Raw genomic sequence first — 14048 nt, forward strand, 5'->3', positions numbered from 1 at the left:
ATACTTTCCTAGAGATACCCTTTTTTGAATCTTCGTATCATACTTCTTTCAAAACTTATGTTGATTCGCTGTGTTTTCTTTAACAACATTTAATAATTTCTCGTTTTCTATCTGTAAACAAGCTATAATAGAATATAATGAAACTTAAAGGTGATTACGATGGAATGGAATCGAAAAAATGTTGAAAACTTAATACTAGTTACAATGATTATCACATTTTCAGGCCAAATTTATTTAAGCCCACTCCCCAGTGTATTTCGATTATCAATGGCCGTTGCTGCCCTTACGGTTACATTGATTCATTTTCAAAAACTACCAGTGATGCTAGTCTGTGGAACAATCGCTTTTACCATCCCTTTGTTTCGGGCTTTTGTCGATTATATGAGTATTTCTTCCGTTGGATTTATTCAACTCTTTTGGATTTATGCTCCTGTTGCCATCTACTATTTTTCATATGGTATCTTATTTGAATTTCTTCAAATCAGAAAAAAACTTCAAAGTCCAATGCTATTTATGTTTTCTTTATGGTTTGTCGATAGTTTTTCAAATCTTATGGAATTATCCTTAAGGCAGTTATTAAATCGAACAGAAATAGGCGATACCATTCTACAAATTATTGTTATCGGAATGGTACGAACCGTGCTTACCTATTTTCTCTATAACACCACTATATATTATATTGAACGTTATGATCGAAGCTTAAAAGAAAAAAAATATCGAGAAACATTGCTGTTCCTGTCCAGACTGAAGTCTGAACTCTTTTTTATAAGAAAATCCATCACCGATATTGAAGAAGCAATGAAGGAAAGCTACAGTCTTTATCGTCAACTGGAGCCTGGTGTTTTTAAAGAACAAGCTCTTAGTGTGACAAAAAATATTCATGAAATAAAAAAAGATTATGCTCGAGTAGTAGAAGGAATTGAAAAAACTTTAGCTGGCGAAGAAGATTTTTCTCTCATGAGTATCCGAGAAATATTTGAGTTGTTAAAGGAAAACTATATCAGCTTAGCCGATAGTAAAAACCTTGAAATACGTTTTGTTTTCCAGTGCCGTACTAATATCATGACTTCCGAATACTATCCACTTGTGTCTATTCTCAACAATTTGATCATTAATGCATTAGAAGCTATTGAGGAAGATGGCGCTATTGTTGTAAAATCCTATCAGGATAAAGACTATTATCATTTTCAAGTGATGGATAACGGAAAGGGCTTTGACCCTAAAGACCTTGAACTTCTTTTCCTTCCTGGTTATTCTACCAAATATGATGAAGTAACCGGAAAAATGTCTACCGGTATTGGTCTTTCTCATGTCAAAGAGATCGTTGAAAACCATTTTTCCGGTATCATTCAGGTAGATACGCTCCATCAAAAAAAATGGACTCGCTTTTGGATTCAAATACCGGTCAAAAGAATTTGGGAGGTGGCATCTTAATGGAAACTCGTTTTTACATTGCCGACGATGATCTTAGCATCCAGCGCATTTTAGAAAGTATTATCGAGAAACACCATCTTGGTTTCGTTATTGGTACGGCAACGGATGGTAAATCTACCGTCAACGAAGTTATCTCATTACAGCCTGATATTGTCCTAGTCGATTTATTGATGCCTCATATTGATGGTATTGGCGTTGTGTCTATGCTGAATGAATCAAAATGCAACAGTTCTTTTATCATGATTTCTCAGGTTGATTCCAGCGATATGATTGCTACTGCTTATGAAAAAGGAATCGAGTTTTTTATCAGCAAGCCAATTAATGTCGTAGAAGTCGTTTCCGTTATTAAAAATATCAAAGAAAAACAAAGCCTTACAAAGATGCTTTACTCTTTTGAAAGTGCCGTTAAAATGATACGGGGTAACGAACCGGTCCTGTCAAAATCCGAAGGGCAGGATTACTTAAAAGCCAATATAAGAAAAGTATTGGCTAACTTGGGAATTTCGGGAGAAGCTGGTTATCAAGACTTGATAGAAATACTCGCCTTGCTAATGAAAAACGATCCACAACATAATCATTATCATAGCCCTAAAATGAGCGAAGCCTATGAGCAATTAAAAAACCACTACCTTCACAGTGGATCACATATTAATACCGGAACCATCGAACAAAGAATACGACGCACCATAAAAAGTGCGCTTAATAATCTTTCTCATCGTGGCTTAGAAGATTATCATGACGATCTTTTTATTCGTTATTCCTCTCTGCTGTTTGAGTTTAGTGAAGTTAGACGAGAAATGGATTTTCTGAAAGGAAAAAAAGCTACTGGTGGCAAAATCAGCGTTCGAAAGTTCGTTGATGGAATCCAGATTTTATTAGCGGATGAGTCTGCATTATAAGTTAAAATTTTCACGAAATTATGTATTTTTCTGTACTATTTTGTCTTTTTTTGTCACATCCCTTTTATACTGATTATGTCTCTATATAGGTGAACAGTGTTCAATAAAGGAGGAATTGTATTGAAAGGAAAGATGTCGCTTACTACAAAAATCCTGTTAGGGCTTGTTGCTGGTCTGATCGCCGGTATTATCCTGCAGGGAGCTCCAGAGTTTGTCAACACGTTTATCGCACCCTTAGGTAGGCTTTTCTTAAACATGATTATGATGATTATTGTGCCATTGGTCTTCTCATCATTGATTGTTGGTGCGGCTAGCGTAGGTGATCCTAAAACCCTTGGCCGAATGGGAGGTAAAACCTTAGCTTATTACCTTTTAACAACCGCTTTTGCCATTACTATTGGATTAGCTCTAGGTTCGCTTTTCAAACCAGGTGTCGGCTTATCCATGCCCGTTGATGCGGATATAGCCGCTTCAGAAGCGCCCGCATTAACAGAAACCTTATTAAATATTATTCCCAGAAATGCCATCAGTGCTATGGCCGATGGCAATATGCTCCAAATCATCGTTTTCGCACTTTTCCTTGGAGTAGCATTTAACGCTATTCCTAAAGAAAAGGGACAAGTCTTTATTGATTTCTTTGATGGTCTGGCAGAAATTATGTATAAAGTAACTTCTTATGTCATGGCCTTTGCACCTATCGGTGTCTTTGGATTGATCACGCCAGTAGTCGTTAATCATGGCTTATCGGTCCTTCTTCCTTTAGGTACCGTTATTGCCGCTGTCTATATTGGATGTATTCTTCATGCTACCATTGTTTACAGTACGGCTGTTTCAGTAATGGGTAAAATCAGTCCGTTGAAATTTTTCAAAGGTGTTGCACCTGCCGCTATTACAGCTTTCAGTACCACCAGTAGTGCCGGAACTCTACCCGTTACTATAAAGTGTGCCCGAGAAAACTTGGGAGTCTCTCAAAAAGTATCGAGTTTTGTTTTGCCTCTCGGAGCTACTATCAATATGGATGGAACGGCTTTATATCAAGGTGTTAGTGTTCTTTTCGTTGCGCAAGTATACGGAGTAGAGTTAACAATGGCACAGATGGGTACTATCATTTTAACAGCCACTTTAGCTTCTATCGGAACAGCCGGTGTACCGGGAGCTGGAATGATCATGTTATCTCTAGTGTTAACTTCTATCGGTCTTCCTCTGGATGGGGTTGCTTTGGTTGCAGGTATTGACCGGATCTTAGACATGGCCAGAACTTCTGTAAATGTTATTGGCGATGCTTCTTGTGCCGTTGTTGTTGCTGCCACAGAAAACGAATTAGATGTACCAGAAGAAGCTCAGTTAGGGTAATAGTGAGTGAAAAAGCTAAGAAGCCTGACTTTTCGGTCAGGCTCTTTTTTGTTTTTCTTCTCTCTTCATCAATAAAAGAAAAAAGAAAGAGGTTTTTATCATGAATGAAAAAATTGTTGGCATTTTAGGCGGTATGGGTCCAGAAGCCACCTGGGACCTATTTGGAAGAATTATTAAACGCACCCCAGTAAAAAAAGACGCTGATCATTTAAGGGTCATTATTGACTCTAATCCTAAAATTCCGGATCGCACAGCTGCAATACTTTCTAATGGACCGAGTCCTGTAAATGCGATGATCCAAACAGGTCTCAATTTAGAAAATTCTGGAGCTGATTTTTTAGTCATGCCTTGTATGACAGCACATTATTTTTATGAAGCTGTTCAAACTCGATTGAAAATTCCCATCATAAACGCTTTTGAATTGATGAAAAAGCATATCGAGCAGCATTTTTCTAACCAAGTTAAAGTGTTGGTTGTTGCGACTAGCGGTAGTATTCAATCCGGATTATACCAAAAGTACTTACCACCTGATCACTTGGTTTTTCCTGGAGAAAGTATTCAGGAAGAGGAAGTAATGGATCTCATTTATGGTCCTCGTGGTATCAAAGCCGGATATACCGACGAAAAAAATCTGGACCAATTATATCGATTAATGCAGCGTTACCAACAATCAGGGGTGAGCTCTGTGATTGCTGGTTGTACAGAAATAGGTCTTTTACTTAAAGATCAACCAACGCCACTTCCTGTCATCGATCCATTAGACTTACTAGCTGACGAAACCCTTCGTCTGGCCAAAGAACTCTAAAAGAAATTTTTTGAAACTTTTTTCCCTTTCACACGTCTTTATAGGTATCAAGCGCTTTTACAAGGAGGGATTGAAGTGAATGACATTCACGTTTTCAGAAAGAAAAAGGTAGTTCTCATTTTATTATTATTTTTTATCGCTTTTTTTGCTGTTTCCGGATGTGGATCATCGCAAGATGATGCCATGATGTCCGAACCTGCCTCAGCGCCAGATCTTGATATCTCTGAGAGTGCTTCTTTTACAGAAGAAGCAGCCTACGATGCTGCCCCGCAGGATCCCAGTACCCGCAGCGGCATGAACGTGAGTGATATTCCTAAAGCCAATCATAAAATTATCTACACAGGTGAAATCTCGATGGAAACCCTTACCTTTGATGAAACCATCGAAAAAATAACCCATTATGTAGAAAAAACAGATGGATATATCGAAAGTTCTTCTATCGAAGGTCACAGGATTGGTAACCGATCCGTCCAGTCCAAAAGATATGCCCATTTTACTTTTCGAATCCCCGAGCAAGGTTTTGCTGGATTCGCTGACCAAATGAGGGAGTTGGGCAATGTAACCTCCGAAAGTACCCAGGGAGAAAATATCACTGAACGTTATTTTGACACAGAAGCCCGCCTTAACAGTCTGAAAATCCAAGAAGAAAGATTGTTAAGCTTACTTGAAAAAGCTGATACCATCGATGATATCATGCGTATTGAATCCGAACTTTCCAATATACGTTATCAAGTCGAGAGTTTAACGGGTACTTTGCAACAATGGGATCATTTAGTCCAGTATTCAACTATCTACCTTAGCCTTCGAGAAGTGGATGAAATAACACCAGATCCAACTCATCCACCAGGATTTTTAAAAGACTTGCAACACGCCTTGGAAGATTCTATCCTAGCGGTCGTTGAATCCTTAAAATTTCTTGTCACCTTTATCATCATGGCCGTTCCTTTTATGATTGTCTTTGGTCTATTGTTTTTGCTAATCAAGAAATTCTATCGAGTGGTTATTGAGCCACGACGCAAATCAAAAAAACAACCACCATTACCACCAAAAGAATAAAACTAAAAAATCTTCGGTTTATCACCGAAGATTTTTTATCTTTTTTTATTATTAGTGAACCCGAGCCGCCGTAAGAAACCGTGGTCCCCAATAAGACGGATCATCTACAGGATCTAAGGTCACAGAACCTCCGGAGGAAGGAGCATGAATAAACATCCCTTCTCCTACATAAAAGCCTACATGAGAAGGTCCTGACCGATAAGCAGTAAAGAATACTAAATCTCCTGGTTCCATCTCTTCCTTCGGAATATGCTCAACGGCATTATACATAGCCGCACTGGATCTGGGCACAACCACTCCATGATTTGCTAACACATAGGATACCATTCCCGAACAGTCAAACCCAGTATTAGGACTGGATCCACCAAAACGATAGGGTACTCCTTTCATATCCATCGCCTTGTCTAAGATACTTTCACGCAAATCTTCTGCCTGCTCAATTTCTCTTTGCAATAATTTTTCTGCTTCATCCAGCATCTGCTTCATTCGCAACTGAGCTTCCTGCCCCATGGATTTTGTCAGCATAACAGAGGCTTCCGCTCGTGTTACTTTATTATCCGGTTGAAAACTTCCATCCGGATAACCAGAAATCCAGTTTTTCGCAAAAGCTTTCAGTACATAGGTCTGATAAGCTTCTGGTATTTTTTCATAATCCTTCACTCGTTCAATGTAAGATTCGCAACCCTCTGTATCCTCTGTAAGCTGTGTTCTTACTAAAATTCTTGCCGCTTCTGCCCGGTTAATCGGTTCATCCAGAGCCATTGTTTCAGCGTCTCCCGGCTCGATAGCACCCATCTCTTCTGCCGCACGTATGTAATTCATTGCCCAATGTTCATTTTCTGCTGTTTGGTAATGTCGGTGACTTGTTTTCATTGCCAATACAATAAATTCTGCTTTACTGATGGTTGCATCCGGTCTGAAGGTCGAGTCACTATACCCTCTTACAACGTCCATATCCGATAAGGTTAACACATAGCCAACATGCCAGTCTGTTAAATCAACATCAGAAAACTCAGACCCGTTAAACGTCGCAAACGCAGAAGGAATACTTATGCCAATAACTAGGATGACAAGAACTAGAATCATTCGATACTTCACACTGTCACTCCTTTAAGGCCTTGATGACATTTTTCGCTCAGAATTGGTTTATACTCAAGCCTTTTTATTTTAAGCAAAATTATATCATAAAAACAGTTTTTGTAAACGCCAGATCTCGTCCTAAAGATAAAGGATATATGTCCTTTATCTTTACAAAGCCTTCCTTGACAGCTTTCAAAGGGTGCAGGATAATAAAAACATCAAGTATATTTTTTTACTTATTTGATAAGCTTCTTTATCGATGAAGCCTATAGAATACGTTGAAAGGAACTGGATAAAATGAGTAAGACTATTTTCTTGGTCGATATGAATGCTTTTTTCATAAGCTGTGAAATGAGCCGGGATGCTTCTCTTAAAGATGTACCAGCGGCGGTTGCCGGTAGCCCTGAAAAACGAACTGGCATTGTATTAGCGGCTAATTATAATGCTCGCCATTATGGAGTTAAAACTGCTATGACGTTACATGAAGCTTATCAAAAATGCCCCGAACTAATTACCGTTCCACCTGATCATAAATATTATAAACAGCGATCAGACGAAGTGATGAAACGGCTACTTCACTATTCACCGATCGTTGAACAAAACAGTATCGACGAAGCTTGGCTGGATATGACCGGTACAGAGAAGTTGCTTGGTCCTGCCTACAAAGTAGCAACAACCATCATGAACGATTTGGAGAATCATCTGGACTTATGGTGTTCTATTGGCATTTCCAGTAATAAGTTTTTAGCAAAAATGGCTGCTGATATGAAAAAACCTCTTGGTATTACAGAACTTTGGCCAAAGGATGTCGAAAAGAAGCTATGGCCTCTTCCTGCACAAAAAATGTATGGGGTAGGAAGTAAGACTTTCCATAAATTAAAATTGTTAAATATCAACACCATTGGCGATATTGCCAACTTTTCGGCCACAGAGCTTTTAAGGGTTTTCGGAGCCCATGGTCTCAGCTTGCATCAAAAGGCGAATGGCATCGATCCTAGTAATGTTGTTCCTAACTCAAAGGATGATATGAAATCCATTGGACGGTCTGTCACGCTAGAATCTGATGCTTATAAGGCAGAATCTGTCAGAAATATTTTTTTTGCTTTAGCAGAAGATGTTGCTATGCAAGGAAGACAACATAACAAAAAAGGTACAGTGGTACAAATTATCCTAAAATCCAACGACTTCAAGTCCATTACCCGTCAAGTAACTGTAGAGCCAACTTACTATACAAAAGATTTATATGACCACGGTTTCCAACTACTGCAAAAGAACTGGCCTCCTCATAAAGGTGTCCGATTAATCGGAATTAGCCTAACTGGTTTCTGTGATCATGAGCAAGGTCAACAGATGAGTATCTTTGATACGTTGAACCATTCACCAAAAAAACAAACGCTTTTATCCCTTAAAAAACCTTCTCATACGGTTGATGACTTATTAGACAAAATCAGAAAAAAGCACGGCTCAGATTCTATCAGCCGCGCTTCTTTGCTTAGAAAGAAAAAATAGGTTGTAATGATACGCTTTAAAGCTTTTTATTTTATGCTATTCAATGCCTGATCTAAATCAGCAATAATATCTTCGACTTCTTCAAGACCCACGGATAATCGGATAAGATCTGGTGAGATACCTGCCATTTCACATTCTTCCGGTGAATAGGTAGAATGGGTCATGCTTGCCGGATGCTGAATCAAACTCTCAGCATCGCCAAGACTGACGGCCAGACCGCATAACTCTACGTTTTCCATTACTTGTTTTCCTTTTTCAACGCCACCATTAATCAGAAAAGATATCATGGCGCCAGGTTGGCTCATTTGCTTTTTCACCAAATCCACCTGAGGAAAATCTTCAAAACCAGGATAATACACTTCTTTTACCGCAGGGTGGTTGCGTAAAAAGGCTGCAACTTTTCTAGCATTCTGACAATGCCTGTCCATTCTTAATTTAAGGGTTTTTAGTCCTCTTTCTATCAAAAATGAATCGAAAGGACTTATGGAGGCACCTGTCATATCTTTTAAGCCGAAGGTTCTCACTTCTGTTATAAATGCTTCGCTTCCTATGACGAACCCAGCAATAACATCCCCATGACCATTAAGATATTTAGTAGCCGAATGTACTACAACGTCAGCTCCTAATTCCAATGGTTTTTGCAGGTAGGGTGTACAAAAAGTATTGTCAACCATCACCAAGCAATTCTCGTTTTTATGAGCTATTTGACTTATTTCAGCAATGTCCGCAAGTTCCATCGTTGGGTTTGCAGGACTTTCCAGATAGACAATCCGTGTGTTAGGCTTCATTGCCTTACGCACATTTTCCGGATCTTTCATATCTACAAAGGTAACTTCTACGTTAAACCGGCTCATCCCATGACATAGCAAAGCGAAAGTGCACCCATATAATGTTTTTCCAGCAATGATATGATCACCTGCTTTGATAGCTGTCCAAATAGATGAAGAAATCGCCCCCATACCGGAAGCTGTTGCCAGAGCAGCTTCTCCCCCCTCCAGCAAAGCCATTTTTTCTTCTATTACTGTGGTAGTAGGGTTGCCAAGGCGTGTGTAGATATAGCCTTCCTCTTCTCCTGCAAAACGGTTCCCTCCTTGATCGGCAGAGTCAAATAAGAAGGTGGCCGTTTGATAGATGGGTGTTGCTAAAGTACCTTGCTCATTACGAACCGAACCAGCGTGTATGCTTTGTGTTGCAAAACCCTGTGTTTTCATCTTTTCTTTTTCCATGAAGCATAACCTCCCGTTTTCACAAAATATTATCGAAGAATCCATCATTCACTGATTTACCCGATGACTAGCACCACTTAAAATTCTGTTTATTATCCTCTGTAATATATCTTCGACAATAATTTGTAAATCCCTTCTTTTTTGTGGAAATAATGTTCATTCATTAGTTTTTTCCAACTTGTCATTGAGTCAACCTCACCACTTTTGCAAGAAAGGTTCTTTTGATTAGTTTGTTTTCCAGATAATTTCCCCTACCGTTGCTTCTGTTTTTTCCAATACAACCCCATCGTGTTGTTGCTTTTCTAAAAAAGTTCGAATTTCCTCTTTTATGTTAGAGGATATTTCTTGCTTAATTCGAGTTTTTTTAATGTAATGTTGAGCGGCTTCTTCTATAGGCATTTTCATTTCCCACTCTCGATGATAAAGGTTCAACTCTGAATTGATGCCTTGTATTCTAAGTATATTTTGTATAGATTCGATTTTATTGGTGAGATGAACCCCTTTATCCCCTACTCGCCTTTGAATTTCATCCCCCAACTTATCCTTTCGTTTTATGAAAGCACTGATATAACAATATCCTTTGCTAGCCGTCATCATTTTGTCAAAAGTATCCCAATTGTGTATTGCTGGTGACATAGAAGCAATCACCATATCAAAGTAATGGTTCCACCCATAGTGGTTCAGATCAACCTCTTCCCAATTTTCTTTTATTAATGTAATGGAAGGAAGGTTTAGATTTTCAGCCTTTTCTTTTAGATGTTTCAACATGTTTGACGAAATATCCATAGCCGTCACCTGGCACCCTTTTTTTGCAAAGGCAATGCTATGTGTTCCCGGACCGCACCCAATGTCCAGCACCTTGCTCTGACTGGAAATCATACCTTTCTGAATCAGCTCTTCTGCCATCTGATCTGCTTTTTCTTGACGTTTTTCAGCACGTTGATTAAACTCATTTGCCCTATCGTCCCAGAAAGATTCGCAGGTTTCCATATCTAACTCTTGATTTAACTGATTAATCCAATACTCAAGTTTCTCTTCATTCATTTGTAAACCATCCTTTCCATTTATCCGATGACTGTCATCGCTAAAGCTGGCTCTTCAGTAAGAAAGAGGTAGCGCTTCACCGAAAGCTAAAAACTCTGTTTTATCGTAACATCCTAGGGTCTGCCATGCTTTCTAAATCTCTCCCTAATAGTGCCAGCGAGGTTACCAAAAGTGTAAGAAAAATCCAAGGAAACAGTAACCACCATTTCCAAAAAGGAGTCATAAAGATCCCTTGAAAATTAACAGCATGGTGAATGATCAAGCCCCAACTTCTTGAAGCTGGATCGCCAAGGCCTAGAAAAGCTAAGGAGGACTCGGTTACAATGGCCATACTTGCCAAACGGATCATGTTAATCATCAGTAATGGAAACAACTCTGGAATAAGATGTTTCCATATCATATAGGGAGCCTTCCCGCCGTAATGGGATGCCATCTTGATATAAGGTTGTTCTCTTAGGGATAATGTTGCTGCCCGGAGAATTCTTGCTGGTCTGGACCAGGAAAACAGAGCTAAGACAATAATGATATTTTTCAGGCTTGATCCAAAAAAAGCAGCAATCACAATCATTGCTGGTAATTCAGGAAGTGCCAGCATGATATCAATGAACCGTTGGATACATCTATCCATAACGCCTCCTTTCCAGGCAGCCATGATGCCAATAATCCCACCTCCCAAACCTGCCAGTAGAGAGGTTCCCAATCCAACCAACAGGCTGGTTCTGGCACCATGGGCAATCATTGACCAAATATCAATCCCTAGCTGATCCGTACCCATAATATGAGGCCATCCTGGCGGTTCCAAAGCTGGTCCTGATGAACGCTGATGTGGTAAGTTGGTAAGGACTGGCGCAAAAATAGCCATCATGGTTAAGGTTATTAATAGAAGCATTGCCAGCTTTCCGAACAAAGATCTGGCTTTCCAGAAAAAAATCAAGGCTTTCATTTCGCCCGACCTCCTTTTTCAATACGAGGATCAACTTTTAGATATATTAAATCAGCTATCAGATTAGCAAGAATCACCGTTATCCCCATTACCAAAAAAATCCCCTGAAGCAATGGATAGTCTCGATAGGCGACAGCCGTTGTCATCAATGTGCCTAATCCTGGATAAGAAAAAAGGTTTTCCACGATAACCGCTCCACCAACTAACCCGCCTACTTGCAACGCAATTCTTGTAATGAGCGGTAATAAAGCATTGCGCAGTCCATGAATATACCGGATGCGGTATTCTTTTAATCCTTTCGCTCGTGCTGTGGTCATATAGTCCTTGGTAAGCACCGTGCTTAAGCTATTTCGTACCATCAGATAAATACCACCTGTTCTCGCTATGGTCAAGGTTATGATAGGTAGAGTCGCATGCCTTATGATGTCAATCACTTTTGACCAGTGATCTGTATGCATTGCAAAATGTGTCTTTGCCCCAGAAAGTGGAAGCCAACCTAACATCACAGAAAACACAACCAACAAAACCAATCCTATTAAAAATGCTGGTATTTCAGACAATACAATAATCAGGCTATACGTTAATGAATCTTGCCATTGATTTCTTTTCCAAGCAGAATAAGTACCAAGCAACACTCCTGCTAAAATGCTTAGCGCTAAAGAAGTGCCCACTAAAAAGAAAGTCCAAGGCAACCGCTTCATTATGAGATGACTAACCTCCTCACGATGACTATAACTAAAACCGAACTGACCACGACTTACATCCATCATGTAGTTGACGTATTGAACATGTAACGGTCTGTCCAAACCATAATACTCTCTATAGTAAGTTATTTGTTCTTTCGAATATTCCACAGAAGCCTCATGATCATCTCCACTAATATATAAAAAAGGATCTCCCGGCATCATTCTCGGAAGTGCAAAATTAAGGCTAAGAATGACAATAAACGTCATCAGATACTCTGCTTTTCTATCCATTGATCAGACCTGCTTTTATCAAGTTCTCACAAGGGCTTTGATGATTATTTGGATGATTGATCTGTAGAATTCTATTAGCGTTGCCTTCTTCAATGACCTTTCCTTTATCCAAAACGATTAATTGATCAGCTATCTTTCTTCCTAAGTTTAAATCATGAGTAATAAAAAGAAGTGCAAAACCCTTCTGGCTTTGAAGGCCTTTAAGCAGCCTTAATACATTTGCCTGTGTTGAAACATCCAGCATTGACGTTATTTCATCCGCTATTAATACTTTAGGGTTCATCACCAATGCTCTTGCAAGAGCAACCCGTTGTCGTTGACCTCCACTAAGACTTGAAGTATAACGGTGTAACCATTTCTCCTCATCACTTAACTGTAGATCTCTTAAAGCATGCTTCACCCTTCTTTTTCTTTCAGCTTGATCACCTATTTTATTAATTTGCAATGGTTCGCTTACTACTTCTTCTACAGTCATTCGATGGCTTAAAGCGCTAAAGGGATCTTGAAGTACCAATTGCACGCCTTCTTCACAGCAAGAAAAAGGATGTTCTTTGAGTTTTTTCCCATTAAAAAAAACGTCTCCTTCATCGGCTTCAGTAAATCCGCCTAACACCTTAGCCAAAGTAGATTTTCCAGATCCAGAAGGACCAATTACAGCAAGCGTTTCGCCGTGTCTTAAATTCATATAGACCTTATCTAAGGCTACGATAGATTTTTTTCCAATATCATATTCTTTACTTAACCCTTCTCCTTTTAGTACATGAATTAATCCATTTTGATGACACGCTACCTTGCGTTCAATTGAAACACTTTCCAAGGAAGGCATGTGGCGGTAACAAAGCGAAGACGGCTGTGTACAACGATTATTAAACACACAGCCTTCTTCTATTCCATTGTTGCTTTCTCCAGGAATACCCCATAAATCTTTATAAGGCGCCAGTTCAACCGACGCATTAAACAAACCTCGGGAATAGGGATGCATAGGTTTTTCAATCACGGCATCCGTTGCTCCCTGTTCCACCACACAACCTCCATACAATACCATTATCTCTTGGGTAAGCTCTCCAATCAATTTAATGTCATGAGAAATAACAAGCATGGCAAAATTCATTTGTTTTTGCAAGCTTTGAATCCGTTGAATCATCTCCGCCCTTGCAAGCCCATCGAGCGAACCTGTGGGCTCATCAAGGATTAAAAAGCGTGGCTTACAAGCAACAGCCATCGCCAAAAGTACTCTTTGCTGCATTCCTCCAGAAAGCTGATGTGGAAAAGCTTTTGCTTCCCACCCCTCTAAACCTACAGATTTCAAAAGACTTTCTGCTTCCTGCTCAGCTTGCCTGCTATCCATTATCTTTCTTTCTACTAACCTTTCTGTTAACTGCTTACCAATTGGCATCACAGGATTCAATACATTCATGGAATTTTGAAACATCATCGCCATCGTATTCCATCGATGTTTTTTTTGTTCTTTTTCCGGCAAGCTTAGGTAGGGTTCTCCAAAAAGCTTTAATTCTCCAGATCTAGTATGCTTTCGATGAATAAGCCCCATCATCGCAAGTGCCAAAGAGGTTTTTCCACTTCCTGACTCTCCCACAATTCCTATGCTTTTACCTTCTCGCAAAGTAAAAGAAGCTTTTCTCAAGGCCACTACTTTTTCCTTTTCTGTCTGATATTGTACTCGAAGGTCTATGGCATTAATGGTACGGTCCATCTTATCCTCCT

At 39.4% G+C, this 14048-nt stretch carries 12 protein-coding genes; 6 read left to right on the forward strand and 6 right to left on the reverse strand.

Annotation, left to right across the window (positions count from 1 at the left end; genetic code table 11):
• The first annotated feature begins 159 nt into the window (after window positions 1-159).
• From BLV55_RS01915 to BLV55_RS01935, 5 genes are all read left to right on the forward strand, one after another.
• Entirely contained in the window at window positions 160-1434 is a 1275-nt protein-coding gene (locus BLV55_RS01915) for a sensor histidine kinase (protein WP_093310426.1), read from the forward strand.
• A complete protein-coding gene (locus BLV55_RS01920) occupies window positions 1434-2333 on the forward strand; it encodes a response regulator (RefSeq protein ID WP_093310427.1) in 900 nt (299 codons plus the stop codon). Before BLV55_RS01915 ends, BLV55_RS01920 begins: the two co-directional genes overlap by 1 nt.
• Window positions 2334-2453: 120 nt before the next feature.
• Window positions 2454-3686, forward strand: coding sequence for a dicarboxylate/amino acid:cation symporter (locus tag BLV55_RS01925; RefSeq protein ID WP_330386554.1), 1233 nt, complete (start codon window positions 2454-2456; stop codon window positions 3684-3686).
• Between the two features lie 100 nt (window positions 3687-3786).
• Window positions 3787-4491, forward strand: coding sequence for a cysteate racemase (gene cuyB, locus BLV55_RS01930; protein ID WP_093310429.1), 705 nt, complete (start codon window positions 3787-3789; stop codon window positions 4489-4491).
• Between the two features lie 75 nt (window positions 4492-4566).
• Window positions 4567-5547, forward strand: a complete 981-nt coding sequence (locus BLV55_RS01935; RefSeq protein WP_093310431.1) for a DUF4349 domain-containing protein — start codon at window positions 4567-4569, stop codon at window positions 5545-5547.
• A gap of 51 nt (window positions 5548-5598) precedes the next feature.
• On the opposite strand, the gene BLV55_RS01940 is transcribed toward BLV55_RS01935, so the two are convergent.
• Window positions 5599-6645, reverse strand: coding sequence for an NlpC/P60 family protein (locus BLV55_RS01940; RefSeq protein WP_093310433.1), 1047 nt, complete (start codon window positions 6643-6645; stop codon window positions 5599-5601).
• Between the two features lie 279 nt (window positions 6646-6924).
• Between BLV55_RS01940 and dinB the strand changes: the two genes are divergently transcribed.
• The gene (gene dinB / locus BLV55_RS01945) at window positions 6925-8136 is read left to right on the forward strand and encodes a DNA polymerase IV (RefSeq protein ID WP_093310436.1); all 1212 of its coding nucleotides are present in this window, start codon (window positions 6925-6927) and stop codon (window positions 8134-8136) included.
• A gap of 26 nt (window positions 8137-8162) precedes the next feature.
• On the opposite strand, the gene megL is transcribed toward dinB, so the two are convergent.
• The 5 genes from megL to BLV55_RS01970 all read right to left on the reverse strand — a co-directional run bounded on the left by megL (window position 8163) and on the right by BLV55_RS01970 (window position 14037).
• Complete coding sequence (gene megL, locus BLV55_RS01950) at window positions 8163-9362, reverse strand: methionine gamma-lyase (RefSeq protein ID WP_093310440.1); 1200 nt, start codon at window positions 9360-9362, stop codon at window positions 8163-8165.
• A gap of 225 nt (window positions 9363-9587) precedes the next feature.
• Window positions 9588-10406: a class I SAM-dependent methyltransferase gene (locus BLV55_RS01955; RefSeq protein ID WP_093310445.1), complete on the reverse strand. Its 819-nt coding sequence runs from the start codon at window positions 10404-10406 to the stop codon at window positions 9588-9590.
• Between the two features lie 100 nt (window positions 10407-10506).
• Window positions 10507-11349: an ABC transporter permease gene (locus BLV55_RS01960; RefSeq protein WP_207646000.1), complete on the reverse strand. Its 843-nt coding sequence runs from the start codon at window positions 11347-11349 to the stop codon at window positions 10507-10509.
• On the reverse strand, window positions 11346-12326 hold the full coding sequence (locus BLV55_RS01965) for an ABC transporter permease (protein ID WP_093310446.1): 981 nt from the start codon (window positions 12324-12326) through the stop codon (window positions 11346-11348). Before BLV55_RS01965 ends, BLV55_RS01960 begins: the two co-directional genes overlap by 4 nt.
• Window positions 12319-14037, reverse strand: a complete 1719-nt coding sequence (locus tag BLV55_RS01970; RefSeq protein ID WP_093310448.1) for an ABC transporter ATP-binding protein — start codon at window positions 14035-14037, stop codon at window positions 12319-12321. Before BLV55_RS01970 ends, BLV55_RS01965 begins: the two co-directional genes overlap by 8 nt.
• Between the last annotated feature and the right edge of the window lie 11 nt (window positions 14038-14048).

Origin of the sequence: Tindallia californiensis (genome assembly GCF_900107405.1) — a bacterium.
Taxonomy (GTDB): Bacteria; Bacillota; Clostridia; order Peptostreptococcales; family Tindalliaceae; genus Tindallia; species Tindallia californiensis.

Bases quoted from the DNA above. Each gene is read 5' to 3' on its own strand.
- BLV55_RS01915 (WP_093310426.1), top strand. From the start codon at position 160: ATGGAATGGAATCGAAAAAATGTTGAAAACTTAATACTAGTTACAATG.
- BLV55_RS01920 (WP_093310427.1), top strand. From the start codon at position 1,434: ATGGAAACTCGTTTTTACATTGCCGACGATGATCTTAGCATCCAGCGC.
- cuyB (WP_093310429.1), top strand. From the start codon at position 3,787: ATGAATGAAAAAATTGTTGGCATTTTAGGCGGTATGGGTCCAGAAGCC.
- dinB (WP_093310436.1), top strand. From the start codon at position 6,925: ATGAGTAAGACTATTTTCTTGGTCGATATGAATGCTTTTTTCATAAGC.
- megL (WP_093310440.1), bottom strand. From the start codon at position 9,362: ATGGAAAAAGAAAAGATGAAAACACAGGGTTTTGCAACACAAAGCATA.
- BLV55_RS01955 (WP_093310445.1), bottom strand. From the start codon at position 10,406: ATGAATGAAGAGAAACTTGAGTATTGGATTAATCAGTTAAATCAAGAG.
- BLV55_RS01960 (WP_207646000.1), bottom strand. From the start codon at position 11,349: ATGAAAGCCTTGATTTTTTTCTGGAAAGCCAGATCTTTGTTCGGAAAG.
- BLV55_RS01965 (WP_093310446.1), bottom strand. From the start codon at position 12,326: ATGGATAGAAAAGCAGAGTATCTGATGACGTTTATTGTCATTCTTAGC.
- BLV55_RS01970 (WP_093310448.1), bottom strand. From the start codon at position 14,037: ATGGACCGTACCATTAATGCCATAGACCTTCGAGTACAATATCAGACA.